13 protein-coding genes are annotated in these 15,158 nt (G+C 72.1%); 6 read left to right on the top strand and 7 right to left on the bottom strand.

Going from position 1 to position 15,158, the window contains the following annotated elements; translation table 11 throughout:
- Positions 1-83 precede the first annotated feature (83 nt).
- Positions 84-779, bottom strand: a complete 696-nt coding sequence (locus QLQ12_RS21065) for a hypothetical protein (protein ID WP_282761941.1) — start codon at positions 777-779, stop codon at positions 84-86.
- A 176-nt stretch (positions 780-955) separates the two neighbouring features.
- Here QLQ12_RS21065 and QLQ12_RS21060 point away from each other — a divergent pair, with 176 nt between their 5' ends.
- Positions 956-2,416 carry a serine/threonine-protein kinase gene (locus QLQ12_RS21060; RefSeq protein ID WP_282761940.1) on the top strand — a complete coding sequence of 487 codons (1,461 nt, stop codon included), beginning with the start codon at positions 956-958 and terminating at the stop codon, positions 2,414-2,416.
- A 793-nt stretch (positions 2,417-3,209) separates the two neighbouring features.
- Here QLQ12_RS21060 and QLQ12_RS21055 read toward each other — a convergent pair.
- Positions 3,210-4,220: a LacI family DNA-binding transcriptional regulator gene (locus QLQ12_RS21055; RefSeq protein WP_282761939.1), complete on the bottom strand. Its 1,011-nt coding sequence runs from the start codon at positions 4,218-4,220 to the stop codon at positions 3,210-3,212.
- A gap of 89 nt (positions 4,221-4,309) precedes the next feature.
- On the opposite strand from QLQ12_RS21055, the gene QLQ12_RS21050 reads away from it, so the two are divergent.
- From QLQ12_RS21050 to QLQ12_RS21040, 3 genes are read left to right on the top strand one after another with little or no spacing between them, the layout of a single operon-like run.
- A complete protein-coding gene (locus tag QLQ12_RS21050) occupies positions 4,310-5,284 on the top strand; it encodes a GlxA family transcriptional regulator (RefSeq protein ID WP_282761938.1) in 975 nt (324 codons plus the stop codon).
- A gap of 25 nt (positions 5,285-5,309) precedes the next feature.
- A complete protein-coding gene (gene gap / locus QLQ12_RS21045; RefSeq protein ID WP_282761937.1) occupies positions 5,310-6,269 on the top strand; it encodes a type I glyceraldehyde-3-phosphate dehydrogenase in 960 nt (319 codons plus the stop codon).
- Positions 6,270-6,278: 9 nt separating this feature from the next.
- Entirely contained in the window at positions 6,279-7,295 is a 1,017-nt protein-coding gene (locus QLQ12_RS21040) for a LacI family DNA-binding transcriptional regulator (protein ID WP_282761936.1), read from the top strand.
- Between the two features lie 149 nt (positions 7,296-7,444).
- Here the strand turns inward: QLQ12_RS21040 and QLQ12_RS21035 are convergent, their stop codons facing one another.
- Positions 7,445-8,011, bottom strand: a complete 567-nt coding sequence (locus QLQ12_RS21035; RefSeq protein WP_282761935.1) for a helix-turn-helix domain-containing protein — start codon at positions 8,009-8,011, stop codon at positions 7,445-7,447.
- Between the two features lie 48 nt (positions 8,012-8,059).
- Between QLQ12_RS21035 and QLQ12_RS21030 the strand changes: the two genes are divergently transcribed.
- Positions 8,060-9,067, top strand: a complete 1,008-nt coding sequence (locus tag QLQ12_RS21030) for a class I SAM-dependent methyltransferase (RefSeq protein WP_282761934.1) — start codon at positions 8,060-8,062, stop codon at positions 9,065-9,067.
- A gap of 168 nt (positions 9,068-9,235) precedes the next feature.
- Here QLQ12_RS21030 and QLQ12_RS21025 read toward each other — a convergent pair whose 3' ends face one another.
- Both QLQ12_RS21025 and QLQ12_RS21020 read right to left on the bottom strand, forming a co-directional pair.
- Positions 9,236-11,632 carry an MFS transporter gene (locus QLQ12_RS21025; RefSeq protein WP_282761933.1) on the bottom strand — a complete coding sequence of 799 codons (2,397 nt, stop codon included), beginning with the start codon at positions 11,630-11,632 and terminating at the stop codon, positions 9,236-9,238.
- Complete coding sequence (locus QLQ12_RS21020; RefSeq protein ID WP_282761932.1) at positions 11,629-12,051, bottom strand: hypothetical protein; 423 nt, start codon at positions 12,049-12,051, stop codon at positions 11,629-11,631. The genes QLQ12_RS21025 and QLQ12_RS21020 overlap by 4 nt, the downstream gene beginning before the upstream one ends.
- Positions 12,052-12,253: 202 nt before the next feature.
- Here QLQ12_RS21020 and QLQ12_RS21015 point away from each other — a divergent pair, with 202 nt between their 5' ends.
- Complete coding sequence (locus QLQ12_RS21015; RefSeq protein WP_282761931.1) at positions 12,254-12,910, top strand: hypothetical protein; 657 nt, start codon at positions 12,254-12,256, stop codon at positions 12,908-12,910.
- Between the two features lie 230 nt (positions 12,911-13,140).
- Here the strand turns inward: QLQ12_RS21015 and QLQ12_RS21010 are convergent, their stop codons facing one another.
- Both QLQ12_RS21010 and QLQ12_RS21005 read right to left on the bottom strand, forming a co-directional pair.
- Positions 13,141-14,349 (bottom strand): hypothetical protein, encoded by a 1,209-nt coding sequence (locus QLQ12_RS21010; protein ID WP_282761930.1) that lies wholly within the window; start codon positions 14,347-14,349, stop codon positions 13,141-13,143.
- 124 nt (positions 14,350-14,473) lie between these two features.
- Positions 14,474-15,070, bottom strand: a complete 597-nt coding sequence (locus QLQ12_RS21005; RefSeq protein ID WP_282761929.1) for a fascin domain-containing protein — start codon at positions 15,068-15,070, stop codon at positions 14,474-14,476.
- Positions 15,071-15,158: the final 88 nt, after the last annotated feature.

The raw sequence follows: 15,158 nt of genomic DNA, 5'->3' as shown, positions 1-15,158 counted from the left end.
GGGGCCCTCTAGCTCGAAACCCCCCCGCCCCCCCCCCCCCCCCCGCTTGGGGGGGGGGGGGGGGGGCCCGCCCCCCCGGAGGCTTACTCGGCGGACTCCTCGGCGGGCTCCTCGGCGGGCTCCTCAGCCGGGTCCTCGGCGGGCGGGGTCGTCGGCTCGGTGGTCGGCGGGGTCGTCGGCTCCGAGGTCGGCGGCGTCGTCGGCTCGGTGGTGGGCGGCGTCGTCGGCTCGGTGGTCGGCGGGGTCGTCGGCTCCGAAGTCGGCGGCGTCGTCGGCTCGGTGGTCGGCGGCGTCGTCGGAGTGGACGGCGTGGGCTTCGGCTTGACCGCCTTCCCGCTCGCCTGGACCTTGGCGACGGTGTAGTCGGCGTCGACCCGGGTCCCGGTCACCGAAACCTTGTGACCGGCCGCGAGCCCGGCCACCTTGATCTTCTTGCCGTTCAGCACGATGGTCGCACCGGACGGGACGGTCATCGTCACGGTCTTGCCGCGGACGTCCTTGGTGCCGCTCTTCGCCGCGACCGTGATCGTGCCGGCGGCCGCGTCCACGGCGGTGACGGTGCCGCTGGCCTGGAAGTTGACCTTCTTGACCGGGGGCTTGACCGGGGGCTTCGCCGGAGCGGGCTTCTTGACGGGGGGCTTCACCGGAGCCGGCTTCTTGGCGGCGGCCGCGGCGGACGAGGAGCCGGCGGCGGCGTAGGCGGTCCCGGCGGTCACGGCCGTGGGAACAGTGACGGCGGCGACCATGACGATGGCAGCGGCGGTGCGGCGGATTCGCATGAAACCGAACTCCTCATCTCGGGGGTGAACACTATGGTTCGGCGCTTCGGGTTCAGGCTGGTGGCCCGCACGGTTGCGGCTCGGTTGCGGCGGGAATTCTCACGGACGGTGAGATGCGCCGCGTGACGCTCACACCGGAGTTGACATACGCCGCGGTACTGGGCGAATGTCCTGGGATGCACGATGTCTGGCCGGCCGCGGGTGTGCTGCTCGCCTCGCGATACCGCCTCGTCACGTTGCTCGAGACCGGCGGCATGGCCCAGGTCTGGAGGGCCACCGACGAGCTGCTGGACCGGCATGTCGCGGTCAAGCTGCCGGCCGGTGACACCCGTGCCGCCCACATGGCGTGGCGGGAGGCGCGACTCGCCGCCCGCCTCTCCCACCCCGGCATCGCGGCCGTCCACGACTACCGGGAGGCGGTCCGCCCGGACGGCTCGGTCGTCCCGTTCGTCGTGATGGAACTACTCAGCGGTGAGACCGTGGCAGCCCGGCTGTGCGACGCCGGCGGCCCGATGCCGTGGGGCGAGGCGGTGTCCATCGGCGCCGCCGTCGCCGAGGCGCTGGCCGCCGCACACGCGGCCGGAGTGGTGCACCGCGACATCAAACCCGGCAACGTGATGCTCTGCCCCGGCGGAGTCAAACTGCTCGACTTCGGCATCAGCGCCGCCGCCGGTGAACCGGACGACGACGAGACCGGCGTGAGCTTCGGCACCCCCGCCTACGCCGCCCCCGAACGCCTCGACGGCAAACCCGCGGAACCCGCCACCGACCTGTACGGCCTCGGCGTGCTGCTCTTCGAGATGGTCACCGGCGACCCGCCGTACGACGTGAACACCTGGGAGGAACTCGCCGCCGCCCAGGCGCACGGACCCACCCCGCTGCCCGGATCGCTGCCCGCCCGCCTCCGCGAACTGATCACCCGCTGCCTCGACGACGACCCGCACCGCCGGCCCACCGCCGCGCAGGCCCGCCGGGCGCTGGCCAGGCTCGTCCCGTCCGCGCCCGCCCGCCTGACGATCCCACTGCCCAAACCCCCGCCGACCGGCCATGCCAAGGTGCTGCCGGCGCCTGCCCGCGAGGCGGCCCCACCGCCGATCCGCCGCATCACCGTCGGCATCGCCCTGGCCGCGACGGCGGTCGCCTTCATCGCGGTGATCAACGCGGTCGGTTCGGCCGATGACGGGCGAGCCGAGTTCGCCGGTCCGCCGGCCGGCGCCACGTCGCCTTCACCACCCACGCCGTCGTCTTCGCCTTCGCCTTCGCCGTCACCTTCGCCCTCCGCGCCCTCCGCGCCGGCCGCGCCGGCCCAGTCGGCGCCCCCACCGGTTCCGCCCCCGTCCGCCACCGCGCGGACGACCGCCGCGACCCTCACCGTGGAGGCCGCCCTGAGCCGCGTCCAGGACACCGTCGAACGGGGTGAGGACGCCGGCGAGATCCGGCCCGACGTGGCTCTGGACTTCCAGAACCTGCTCCGGTTGATCGACCCCGACGCCGAAACCGGCGCCGGCCTCACCGAACAGGTCGACCAACTGCTCCGCAAGGTGCGCCAGCGCGCCAACGAGGGCGGCATCACCAAAACCCAGGCCACCCTCCTGCGGGAACGCCTCACCGACCTCCGCTCCCTCGCCACCCCCTGACGGCCGCTCCCGAGCCCGGCCCGGCCTCGGGGCCGAGGCGGCACTCGGCGCCGGTCCCCGGATCGGCCCCAAGCCCGGCGCCAGGCCCGGCGACGCCCCACAGGCAGTCCGCGAGCTCATGGCCGAGTCGTTCCCGCGCCTGGCGAATCTCCCGCCGCCCGTCCACCGCATCACCAGCTTCGCCAGATCCCCGACGTCCCCCACGAACCCGAGCGCCAGGTCCCTGGTATCCCAGACATCCCGCCCCGCCGCTCGGTGATATTGGTCGTAAAGCCGAGCGATCTCCACCGCCCGCGCCCGCAGGTTCTCGATCTCCATGCCCGAAACCAGAGAGCTAGATCAAACACATGCTCTGATACGGCCACCCCGCCCCCGACCGCATCTTTCTCGCCCCGCACTACCACGCGAGGCAGGCACGCTCCACGCCCCAACGCGACTTTCGGGCAGATCCGCCGGTCACCGCCACCCCGAAGTGCACGGCCCTGGGGATCACCCACAACCCCGCCCGCACGGCGCGACCAGCCACCGCCCCGGCACGACCGACCACCGCCCCGGCACGACCGACCACCGCCCGGCACGACCGGCCACCGCCCGGCACGACCGGCCACCGCCCGGCACGACCGACCACACGCTCGACGCGACCGGACGCCGGGCAGGGCGTGCGCTACCGGACGCAGGACGGGCGGGCCGGTGGCCACCCGCCTCCGCCCGAAAGGCGCGAGGTCGCCGGGAGCGGCAGCCGCCTCGCGGTGGGAGCCACGGTGCTTCGACTAGCCGTACGAAATAGGATGTTTTAAGCGGAACCGCGCAGGATCAACCTGGTGGGGAGGACGGTTTCGAAGTCGGCGGGCTCCTCGCCGTCGATCTTGGCCAGCAGCAGGCGGACCATCTCCTGCCCCATCTGCTCGACCGGCTGATAGACGCTGGTCAGCGGCGGATCGGTGTGCCGGGCGATGACGGAGTCGTCGAAGCCGATGACGGCGACGTCCTGGGGCACGCGGCGCCCGGCCCTGCGGAGCACCCGCAGCGCGCCGGCGGCCATCATGTCGGAGGCGCAGAAGACGGCGTCGATCTGCGGGTGCTGGGTGAGCAGCCACTCCATCGCCGTGGCGCCGCTGAGTTCGCCGAAGTCGCCGCGGGCGGCGGGGCCTTCGCCGACGACGTCGCGGTAGCCGTCGTAGCGGGCGATGCCGACCGCCATGTCGAGCGGTCCGGTGATCGTGGCGATGCAGCGGCGGCCTTGATCGCGCAGGTAGGTGACGGCGGCGCGGGCGCCGGCGCGGTTGTCGGCGTCGACGAAGCTGACCGGTTCCGGGTGGTAGGGGCGGCCGGCCCGCACCGTCGGGACGCCGCGTTCCTCGAGGAAGGACGGCAGCGGGTCGTCGCCGTGCAGGGAGAGCAGCAGGGCGCCGTCGACGTGCTGACGGGTGAGGTAGCCCTCGAGCTGGCGCCGCTCCTCGGGGGCCTGCGCGATCATCAGGACCATCTGCAGGTTGCGCGCCACCAGCACCGACGAGATCGACTGCACGATGCGGCCGAAGAACGGTTCGGCGAAGAACCGCTCGCCGGACTCGAAGATCACCAGAGCGATCGAGTCGGTGCGCTGGGTGACGAGCGCGCGCGCCGCACGGTTCGGAACGTAGCCGAGCGCGTCGATGGCTTGCTGGACGGCCTCCCGCGCGCGAGGACTGACCTGAGCAGACCCGTTGACGACCCGGGACACCGTCCCCCGGCCGACTCCGGCTCGGGCCGCGACCTCTTCCAGCGTCGGGCGCCCCGTGGAGCGACTCCGGTCTTCCCTCATCGCTGACCGTCCTTTCCGCGACCGACCCACGGTACACGTGCGGCCTGCGTGTTTCCAGGTGCCCCGTGGGGTGGGGCAGAGTGGGCAACGTGCGATCACATCGAATCGCGGTCCTGGTCCTGCCGGGCGCCGCCCCCCTCGACGTCGGGATCAGCGCGCAGGTCTTCGCCCCGAAGCACGGCCTGCCCTACCAGATCCGGCACTGTTCACTGGCGGCCGGGCCGGTCGAAGGGCGCGACGGGCTCGGTTACGTGGTGGAGCACGGCCCGGAGGCCATCGGCGATGCGGACACCGTGATCGTGCCAGGCTACAACAGCCCGCTGCGGCAGCTTGACCAGGGGATTCTCGACGCGTTGCGGGACGCCGCGTTCCGTGGCGCGCGGATGGTGTCGATCTGCACGGGCGCGTTCGCGCTGGCCGCGGCCGGGCTCCTGGACGGGCGGCGGGCCACCACGCACTGGTCGATGGCGCCGGCGCTGGCGCGCGAGTACCCGAAGATCCACGTCGACCCGGGTGTCCTCTTCGTCGACGAGGGCCCGGTGCTCACGTCGGCCGGGGTGGCCGCCGGGATCGACCTGTGCCTGCACATGATCCGGCGCGACCACGGGGTGCGGGCGTCGAACGACGTCGCCCGGACCATCGTGGCGGCCCCGTACCGCAGCGGCGGCCAGTCCCAGTTCGTGCCCCGTACCGTTCCGGAACCGCTCGGCGAGGTGTTCGCGGCGACCCGCGAGTGGGCGCTGCACCGGCTGGACGAGCCGATCGGTGTCGCCGATCTGGCCCGGCACGCGGGCGTGTCGACACGCACGTTCGGCCGCCGGTTCGTCGAGGACACCGGATACACGCCGATGCGGTGGATCCTGCGGGCCCGGATCGACCTGGCCCGCTCCCTGCTGGAGGCGAGCGCCCTGAGCGTCGAGCAGATCGCCGCCCGGGTCGGGGTGGGCACCGGCGCCAACCTGCGGCTGCACTTCCAGCGGGTCCTGGGCACGACACCGAGCGAGTACCGGAAGGCGTTTGGCGGAAAGCTTGCGGGATCCGGCGCTCCGCCGCCTGCCCCGTGACGTCCCCACGCCGCAGAGTTGCCCTATGCGCATTGCTATCAACGGATTCGGCAGAATCGGGCGAAACGTCCTCCGCGCGGCGGCCACGGAAGAGATCGTCGCCGTCAACGACCTGGCCGACGCACCGACCCTCGCCCACCTGCTCCGCTACGACAGCACCCTGGGCCGGTTCCCCGGTGAGGTCGAGGCCGCCGGCGACCATCTGATCGTCAACGGTCACAAGATCGCGGTAACCGCCGAGCCCGACCCCGCCCGGCTGCCGTGGCACGACATCGACGTCGCCGTCGAGTCCACCGGCCGGTTCACCGCCGGCGCCGGCGCTCACGTGACCCGGAAGGTGCTGGTCACCGCCCCGGCGAAGGACGCCGACATCACGATCGCCTACGGCATCAACCACGGCGGCTACGACCCGGCCGTCCACCGCGTGGTCTCCAACGCCTCGTGCACCACCAACGCTCTCGCCCCGATCGCGTCGGTGCTGGACGACCTGGCCGGCGTCGAGTCCGGGTCGATGACCACGATCCACGCCTACACGCAGGAGCAGAACCTGCAGGACGGCCCGCACCGCGACCCGCGCCGGGCCCGTGCCGCGGCGCTGAACATCGCGCCGACGACGACCGGCGCCGCCACCGCGATCGGCGCGGTCCTGCCCCGCCTGAACGGGCGGCTGTCCGGCTATTCGGTGCGGGTGCCCGTGCCGGTCGGCTCGCTCGTCGAGCTGAACGCGCTGGTCAGCCACCCGGTGACGGTCGACGAGATCAACAGCGCGTTCCAGGTGGCCGCGGCCGGGCCGCTGCGCGGCATCCTGGAGTACTCCGACGATCCACTCGTGTCGTCCGACATCACCGGCAACCCCGCATCGTCGGTCTTCGACTCGCTGCTGACCGCGGCGCACGGCCGACTGGTCAAGGTCGTGGCCTGGTACGACAACGAGTGGGGCTTCGCGAACCGGGTCGTCGACACATTGACGCTCCTGGGCCGTTAACCTGTGCGGATGGCGGTCACCCTGGCGGATGTTGCCCGGCTCGCCGGGGTCTCCCCGGCGACCGTCTCCCGCGTCATCAACGACAGTGCGAAAAAGGTCAACGAGGAGCTCCGCGAGCGGGTCCTGGCGGCCGTCGCGCAGCTGCACTACGTGCCGAACGCGCACGCGCAGAACGTCGCCCGCCCCCGCAAGTCGGCGGTCGGGGTGATCGTGCACGACGTCTCCGACCCGTACTTCGCCGAGATCACCCGCGGCCTGCAACGTCAGGCCGGCGCACACGACCGGCTCCTGGTGATCTGCAACAGCTACCGGGAGCCGGAGCGCGAACTCGCCTACGTCGCCCTGCTGCGCGCCCAGCAGGTGCACGCGCTGATCCTCGCCGGCTCCGGCTACCACGACGACCTGTTCACCGAACGCCTCAACGCCGAGCTGAACGCGTACCAGCAGGCCGGCGGCCGGGTCGCGGTCATCGGCCGGCACCGCCTGGTCGGCAGCGCGGTTCTGCCCGGCAACGAGACCGGCGCCTACGAGCTGGGCGTGCGCGTCCTCGGCCTCGGCCACCGCGAGGTCGGCGTCATCGCCGGCCCCCGCTACCTGACCACCACCACCGACCGGCTCACCGGTTTCCGCCGCGCCTTCGACGAGGCCGGCGTCGCGCTGCCGCCCGCCCGCCTCGTCTATTCCGACTTCACCCGTGACGGCGGCGCCGTCGCCGCGTCCGCGCTGCTCGACACCGAACCCGGCATCACCGCGCTGATCACCCTCAACGACTCGATGGCCGTCGGCGCCATGGCGGCCCTCCGCGAACGCGGCGTCCGCGTCCCCGAGGACGTCTCGGTCACCGGCTTCGACGACATGCCCATCGCCCGCGACGTCACCCCCGCCCTCACGACGGTCCGGTTGCCGCTGGTCGAGATGGGCGTGCGGGCCATGGCCCTCGCCCTCGACGACGGCCCGACACCCCACGCGGAGCACGCCGAGGCCACCCTCACCTGGCGCGCCTCCTGCGTTCCCCCATCCCGGTGAGACGTCCCCGGGCGGCTTCAGGACTTTTTCCGGTACGGCCACGCATGCGCCGATTCCCGCAAGAGGCATCCCGCCCCACCGCCTCGGCGTAACACCACCGCCGGCCCGCCCGGTCGATCGCCGTTACGTCCTTCGCTCGTTCATCCCGCTCACGTGTCGATGTGGTTCCGCTCGCCGTCCGGGTCGAAGACCGCGATCACCTCGGCCGGGCCGCCCCGGGCGCCGAAGGAGTGCGGGATCATCGTGGAGAAGGAAGCCGCCTCTCCCTCGCGCACCAGCACTTCCCGCTCGCCGAGCAGCAGCTCCGCCGTCCCCGACAGCACGGTGAACCAGTCCCGCCCCGGATGCACCCGCTGGTCCTCGGGCCGCCGCGACGCCGGGCGACTGATCCTGATCCGCGCCACGGTGAGCCCGTCACGCCCTTCGTCACCGCTGAGCACCCAGGTCGTCATCCCCCGCTCCGGATGATGATGCGGCTTGATCACCACCGCGTCCCCGGCGGTCTCGACGAGCTGGTCGAGGCTGGCCCCCAGCGCCCGGGCGATGGCGGTGAGCTGGTCGAGGCCGATCCGCCGATGCCCGGTCTCGATCCGGCTGAGCGTCGACGGGCTCAGATAGCAGCGGGCCGCGAGGTCGTCGAGCGACCATCCCTTGGCGATCCGCAGCCCCCGGATTCGGGCCCGAACCAGCGCGTCCACCTCAGCATCTTGCGTCATACGCAAGATTGTATGCGCTAGCCGCAAAACGGTCCTACAGTCGACCGCATGGCACTCGCTCAAGACCCCCACGCCCACGCCGCCCTCCCCCACAGCGCCGCCTCCGGCCAAGGCGGCACCACCCAGAGCCACGCCCCAGATCCCCGCCATGGCGGCTACCCCGACGACGGTCACGTCGCGGCCCACGCTCACAGCGACGGCCAGGAGCGCGATCACGTGCACGGTGACGGGCACGGACACGGGCACGGTGACGGGTTGCAGGAGATGCTCGATCTCGATGCCGAGGTCGCCGCCGGTCCGCTGGCCGAGCTCATCGGCCGCATCGCCGAGCTCTCCGGCAACCCGGTGCGCGACGTGCTGGACCTCGGCGCCGGCACCGGATCGGGGGCGTTCGCCCTGCTACGGCACTTCCCGGAGGCCAGGGTGACGGCGATCGACACCTCGGAGGAGATGCTGCGTCATCTCGGCGAGAGCGCCCGGCGGCACGGCCTCGCCGACCGGGTCCGCCCGCGCCAAGCCGACCTCGACACGGGATGGCCGGAGACCGGACCGGCCGACCTGATCTGGGCGTCGTCCTCGATGCACCACATGACCGACCCCGACCAGGTGCTCCGCGACATCCGCGCCACGCTCCGCCCCGGCGGCCTGCTCACGATGATCGAGATGGAGTCGATGCCCCGTTTCCTCCCCGACGACCTGGGCATCGGCCGGCCCGGCCTGGAGGCCCGCTGCCACACCTTGATGGAGCAGGCCCGCAACGAGCATCTCCCGCACATGGGCTCGGACTGGGCGGCCCGTCTGACCGCCGTCGGCTTCCGGATCATCGAGTCCCGTGACCTGACCGTCGACCTGCCGGCACCGCCCACCGACACCGCCGTCCGCTACGCGTACGCCACCCTGCGCCGCTTCCGCGCCGGGCTCACCGACCGTCTCTCCCCCGACGACCAGACCACTCTCGACGCCCTGCTGACCGACGACGGCCCGAACTCTCTCCGCACCCGCCCCGACCTGGCCGTCCACAGCACCCGCTCGGTGTGGATAGCCACCCCGTCCTGACCCGCCACCCCAGCCCCACCCCCAACGTGGGGTTGCCGCCGCGCCAACACCGTCGCCGAGGCACTCCCCGGCGTGGGTCGGGGCTACGGCCGGGGCTTGCCTGAGCTACGGCTGAGCTGACTTGAGGGGGCCGCGCGGCGAGACGGATGTCCTTCGGACATGTGGGGGTTAGGCGGTCGCGGTCTCTGCCGACCGCTCCTCAATGATCGACTTGATGCGGTCGGCCTGAACGCGGCTCTTGATTCCGGTGATCGCCTGCACCTTGTACCGGCTCAGCCGTCCGGTGGCCCGCAGGTGCTCGAAGAGTTCGGCACCGTGCATGTCCAGCAGGTCCTCGTCACTGGCCGCGCGGACCGGCTGCGGACGCGGCAGCAGGTCCGCCCAGGGCTGGACGTTGCCCGGCGCCGTCATGCCGCTCAGCGCGAGCAGGTAGTCGCCGACGAAGCCGCGGATCGTGACATCGTCGAGCCGGGGTGCGCTCGGGGCCAATAGGTCCGCCAGCGCGTCGGGGTCCATCGGCTGACCCTCGCCGAGTTCCTCCTCCAGGGCGGTACGCAGATCGACCAGCGCGTTGCGCCAAGCCTCGGATCCGGCCGGCGCGACCGCCGGGGCGGGGAGGAAGTCGCGCCACGGGTACGCCGACTCCACGTGGTCGCCGTCGAGTTCACGGACGTACTCGTTGATGAACGTCCGGACCACGCCCTCGCCGAGTTCCTGCACTCTGGGCGCGAGTTTCCGGGCCAGTTCGTTGGTTCGCAGGTAGTTCATCTCCGGCAGGTCGTCGGCGCTGATCTCCTGGGCCACCATCTTGCTGAGCCGGTCGACGGCCAGACGCCACCAGGGTGAGCCGGCGATGCTCACGGCCGGCCGGGCCCCGGTCGGGGTGGAAGCCCAGGAGGGGGTCGCCGCCGGAGCCGGGGAGACCGGAGCGGGCGACGCCGAGATGGCGTCGCTGCCCGCGCCGCGCTGGGCCGGAACCGCTGCTCCCGCTCCGCCGCTCGACCGGCGGGAAGCGCCCGGCCCGTCCGGACCGGCGTGGCCACCGGGAGCGACCCGAGGACCGGCGGCCGGGTCCCCACCAGAACCGAGCCGCCCATCCGGAGCAACCCGGCCACCGGAGGTCATCTGTCCATGGGGAACGGCCTGACCGCCAGAGGCTGTGTGACCGCTCAGAGTCGTCTGGACCTCCGCGGTCATCGGGGCATCAGCGACCACGGCGCTGTCGCCGGCGACGGCCGAGCCGTTCTGGCCTGGCAGGCCCGTGTGACCGGCGGAGACGCTCACGACCTCGCCGGAGTCCTGGCCGTGAAACACCGTCTGGCCGTTCGCGACGGCGACCGGCGGAACGGCACCGACCGACGGAACGGCGGCGACCGAAGAAGAAGCCGTGGCAGCGGGCGACTCGGCAGGCTGGACGAACTGGACCGGCTCAACAAACTGCACAGCCTGCCCGGCCGAGGCCCCCGGAGAGGCCGGAGCCGGAGCCGAGGAGGCGGCGGCCGGAGCGGGAGCCGAAGAGGCGGCGGCCGGAGCCGGGGCGGGCGCGGCCTGCATGGCAACCGGCTCCAAAAGCGCCGTAACGGCATCCACGGCGAGCGGAGCAGTTTCCGTGCCACCGGCCCCCACCGGCAGACGCGCCGGCTCGGCGGCGTCCTGGCTGGACCCCTCAGCTGCGGCGAGACCGGAAAGGCCGGGCGTGGCGGCGGTAGCGAGAGATCCCGGCGTGGCCGCGGTGGTGAGAGACCCGACCGGGGCGGCGAACCTCGTCCCGCCGGGCACCAGCAGATCCATCACCCGCTGGATCCGCGCGAGCTGTTCGATCACTTCTTCGACGACCGGTTCGCCGGCCGTGCGGGCGTCCTTGAGCAGCCGGGACCGCCACCACGACTTGGGGAGGCGGCCGGCGCTGACCCGGTGGTAGTTGACGACCATGCGGCGGATCTGGCGTTCGGCGGCCATCCGCACCAGATCGGGGTCGTCGTCCGGGATGAGGAATCCCCAGCGTTCGGCGAGGCGGCGGGGGCTGTAGGCGAAACGGCCGCGCCGCACCCGCTGCCCGGCGGCGGTCAGCGCCGCCCACCACATCAGGAAAATCACGCAGGGTACGGCGAGCCGCAGCAGTTTCTCGGTGAAGGTGACCGCGTTGCTGGCCACGATGACGCCGGACAGCCCGGCGATGAGTGCCGCGATCCAGAGCATGGCGCCAGGGTGGCCCGGGGTGACGACGGTGCCGTCGGGCGCGTGGACGGAGGTGCGCCGGTACTGCTCGGCGGCGAGCGAGGTGGCGGTCAGGAAGCAGATCTCGAAGACGGCGAAGACCAGCACCGCGAAGATCGCCGGCAGTTTGAGCTGGTCGATCGCGATGACCCACATGCCTTCGGCGTTGAGCAGCAGCGCGAGGTTCATGCTGAAGGCGAGGGCGAGCGGCCGCAGCGGCTTCTTGGACCGTTTGGCCCAGATCGCGAAGCCGATCAGCAGCAGCACGCCGAGCAGTCCCCCGGCCAGCAGGACCAGGGCGGCGTAATCTCGCCAGAAGTCCGCTATCAGGTCGTTGAGCTGCTTCACGGGGAGACGCCTTTCAATGCGGCGGGGAGGAACTCGTCGAGCGCCGCGGCGATCAGCGCGGAGCGGTTGCCGGTAGTGTGCCGTGCCGCCAGGTCGTCGATGACGGCGAGGTTGGCCGGGTGCGGCCGGATCGACACCTGGACCTGGTCTTCGCGGTGCCGGCGCCGCCCGGACCTCTGCACGAGAAAGATCCCGTCGGTTTCGCCGGCCGCTTCGGCGGCGCCGCCGAGCACGTCGGCGAGCCGAGTGTGGGTGGCGTTGAGGGCGTCGAACACGAGTTGGGTGTGTGACCGGCCGGTCGCCGCGGCCCGTTCACGCAGCCGCGACCGGACGCCGACCGGCAGGTAGACGACCACGCTGCCGCCGGCCCGGGCCGTCCCGCCGCCGGTCTCGGTGATCGCGCTGGTGTTCCCTGGCACGGTTGGCCTCCCTGTGTCGGCGCGCTTTCTACCACGTCCGCGTTACGGATCGGCGCGAGCGAGGTACGCGCGGCGCATGAGGCTATCCGATAGTGCTATCCATCGGCGATCGGGTGTCCCGGCGGTTGGGCGGCGCGACCGCTCGGGTGGCAGGGATCATTTGATCCCTTTATGGTCGGATCGAGGGTGATCGAGCGCGGGGGTGGCACGGAAGATGGTCTGGACGTGGGCAGCGGTCGCTGCCGCGGCCGTGGTGATGGTTCTGATCAGCGTGGCGGTGGTGGCCGCCTGGCAGCGACCGGCCCGGGCGCCGGCGGTGCCGGGCGAGGTGCAGGAGCTGCTGGACGATGTGGAGGCGGTGCGGGCGGCCGCCGATCGGGCGGCGGCGGAGGCCGACGAGGCACGGCAGCGGGCCGAGCAGGCGGCCGGGGCACGCGACCGTGCCGAGGACCGCTTTCTGGAGGCCCGCTGGGAGGCCCGGGTCGCGACGGCGGACGAGACGCATCTGCTGGTGCAGCGTGCGGCGCTGGCGGCGTACCGGCGCGGCGAACTGTCGGTGGAGCAGTTGAACGGCATCTGGCAGCAGGCCGGGCCGCCGGCCGAGCAGTTGGACGACGGCCGGGTGCGCGACGCCCGCCGGGCGTACGAGCGGGCGGTGGCCGAGACCGTGCAGGTGCGCGACCAGGTGCATGTGGCGTCGGTCGCCGCCGAGGTCTTGGTGGAGGAGGCCCGCAACGCCGAGGTCGAGGCGGTGGAGGCGTGGGAGGCGCAGGAGGCGGCCCGGCCGACCCTGGACAAGCTGTTCGAGGATGACGGGCTGCTCTTCGGCGGCGAGCTTTCGGAGCCACGGCGGCCGTAGCCGGTGCGGTGGGACTCCGCCCGAGAGCCGCGCCGGGGCCGGTTGTGGCGCCTCGTCGCGGGGACCGCCACGCCGGCCCCGCGTAGCCGTACCGGGAAAGGGGTCTCAGAGGAACCAGCGGACCACGGTGACCAGGTCGGCGTCCACTGTGGCCCGCACGTCGCGCGACGGTGCCCGGGGACGCGAAACGGCCCGGCTGCGTCCGCAGCCGGGCCGTCAGGCGATGTGGATCAGGCGTTCAGGCTGCAGGGCGCGAGGCCCTCCGCGTTCAGGTTCGGCTTCGCGGCGGCACGGCCGATCGCGGTCTCCATCCGGTTGATCGCGGCGAACCGCTTGTCCTCCAGCGGGCCGAGGATCGCGTTCTGGATGAAGTTGGCGCCACCCTGACCCTGGGTGCTGACGATCCGGGCGTTCGCCTCGTTGATCTGGGTCTGCAGCAGCGCCAGGTTCCGGTCGATCTCGGCCTGCGCCGATGCCGGGACCGCCACGTTGATGACGACGTTCGGGCAGTTCACCGTGGGGACGGCGCCGTTGCCGGCGTTGTTGTTCCCACCGTTGTTGCCGTTGTTGCCGTTGTTCGCCGGAGCGGTTGTCGGGGCCGCGGTCGGCGCCGCAGCGTTGCCGCCGCCACCGTTCTGGTTCAGCGAGCAGGTCGACAGGCCTTCGGCGTTCAGGTTCGGCTTGGCGGCGGTGCGGCCGATCGCGGTCTCCATCCGGTTGATGGTCGCGGTCCGCTTGTCCTTCAGCGGGCCGAGGATCGCGTTCTGGATGAAGTTGGCGCCGCCCTGGCCCACCGTGTTCTTGAGCCGGGTGTTCGCCTCGTTGATCTGGGTCTGCAGCAGCGCCAGGTTCCGGTCGATCTCGGCCTGCGCCGACGCCGGGACCGCCACGTTGATGACGACGTTCGGGCAGTTCACCGTCGGGACGTTGGCCGCCGCGGCGGCGCCCGCCGCGACGGAGGCGGCCGGTACCTGAGTCGGCTCCGGCGCGGCGTTGCCGCCACCGCCGGCGTTGAGCGAGCAGCCGGAGAGACCTTCGGCGTTCAGGTCCGGCTTCGCGGCGCTACGCCCGATGGCCGTCTCCATCCGGTTGATCGCGGCGAACCGCTTGTCCTTCAGCGGGCCGAGGATCGCGTTCTGGATGAAGTTCGCGCCACCCTGACCCTGGGTGCTGACGATCCGGGCGTTCGCCTCCTGGATCTGCGTGTTCAGAAGCTGCAGGTTGCGGCCGATCTCCGCCTGCGCCGAGGCCGGGACGGCACCCAGCTTGTCCGCCACCGTCGGACAGTTGACCGTGGGCACGCCGCCGTTGTCGGCCGCGGCCGCCACGCCCAGTCCCACACCGACCAGGGCCACCGCGACACCCGCCACGCCGGCCACACGCCAGCGCCGGATGTTGGATCCCCCCACGTTGTTCGGGTAGCTCCGGTAGCGCTTCATCTACGTGCCTTCCTGTTGGACCACCTTCTCGATCGGTCCATACGGGAACGCTCCCAGCCGCGGATCACCCTAGATCGAACTAAAGGAAAACTTAAGGTTTGAGGGGTTCCTCTTTAAAGGAACCTCACCATACGAATGTCTCCTCGGCGCCGACGCTCGTGGCGCGCGCCCGCAGGATGCCGTACAGATCGCCCTCGAAAGTGACCTCCGCGGCGACCCAGCGCCGGGTCTCCCGGGCGTAGAAGGAGAACTGGCCACCCGGGGCGCTGTTGGAGTAGTACCGCTCCCACCCGCCGACCCGGGCGGCCTGGGCGCGCAGCACTCCGTACTTCGCGCCGGCGTAATCCAGCTCGGCGGAGACGAAGTCGTTGTTGGCCTGTGCCCGGATCCTGGTCACCCCGGTACCGGCGTCGCGGCAGACGACGAACTTCTCCCACTTGCCGGGGGCGACCGCGCGAGCCCGCAGCGTGCCGTAGTCGCCGCCCTCCCGGCCGATCTCCGCGGACACGTACCGGCCGTTCGCCACCGACTTGATGGTGACGTCCCGCCAGCACGGGGCCGCCGCGGCGACCTCGCGGCGCATCTGTTCGAGGGCGGCCGGGCCGGTGCCGGGCGGGACCATGACCGCGGTGGAGACGGCCGCGCCGGCGGGCTGGGCGAGGCCCGCGAGGAGGAGGAGACCGGCCAGGACCGCCGCCAGGCGGAGGGCAGCAATATTCATGGGAAACCAGCTCCGCAAATACGGAAAAGTCGGGATTGCCCGTCAGCGTAGTTCACGTGAACTCGCAGGTCAGGGCGTTCCCGGATCC

This window comes from Actinoplanes sandaracinus (genome assembly GCF_030009775.1).
GTDB classification, from domain to species: Bacteria; Actinomycetota; Actinomycetes; order Mycobacteriales; family Micromonosporaceae; genus Actinoplanes; species Actinoplanes sandaracinus.
The sequence above is the reverse complement of the archived record's forward strand: the minus strand, read 5'-3'. Positions and strand labels throughout refer to the sequence as shown.

What these genes read in the sequence shown, in the direction of transcription:
- QLQ12_RS21035 (WP_282761935.1), bottom strand. Translation starts at nt 8,011, where the DNA reads ATGACGCAAGATGCTGAGGTGGACGCGCTGGTTCGGGCCCGAATCCGG.
- QLQ12_RS21010 (WP_282761930.1), bottom strand. Translation starts at nt 14,349, where the DNA reads ATGAAGCGCTACCGGAGCTACCCGAACAACGTGGGGGGATCCAACATC.
- QLQ12_RS21055 (WP_282761939.1), bottom strand. Translation starts at nt 4,220, where the DNA reads ATGAGGGAAGACCGGAGTCGCTCCACGGGGCGCCCGACGCTGGAAGAG.
- QLQ12_RS21065 (WP_282761941.1), bottom strand. Translation starts at nt 779, where the DNA reads ATGCGAATCCGCCGCACCGCCGCTGCCATCGTCATGGTCGCCGCCGTC.
- QLQ12_RS21040 (WP_282761936.1), top strand. Translation starts at nt 6,279, where the DNA reads ATGGCGGTCACCCTGGCGGATGTTGCCCGGCTCGCCGGGGTCTCCCCG.
- QLQ12_RS21060 (WP_282761940.1), top strand. Translation starts at nt 956, where the DNA reads ATGCACGATGTCTGGCCGGCCGCGGGTGTGCTGCTCGCCTCGCGATAC.
- QLQ12_RS21030 (WP_282761934.1), top strand. Translation starts at nt 8,060, where the DNA reads ATGGCACTCGCTCAAGACCCCCACGCCCACGCCGCCCTCCCCCACAGC.
- QLQ12_RS21005 (WP_282761929.1), bottom strand. Translation starts at nt 15,070, where the DNA reads ATGAATATTGCTGCCCTCCGCCTGGCGGCGGTCCTGGCCGGTCTCCTC.
- gap (WP_282761937.1), top strand. Translation starts at nt 5,310, where the DNA reads ATGCGCATTGCTATCAACGGATTCGGCAGAATCGGGCGAAACGTCCTC.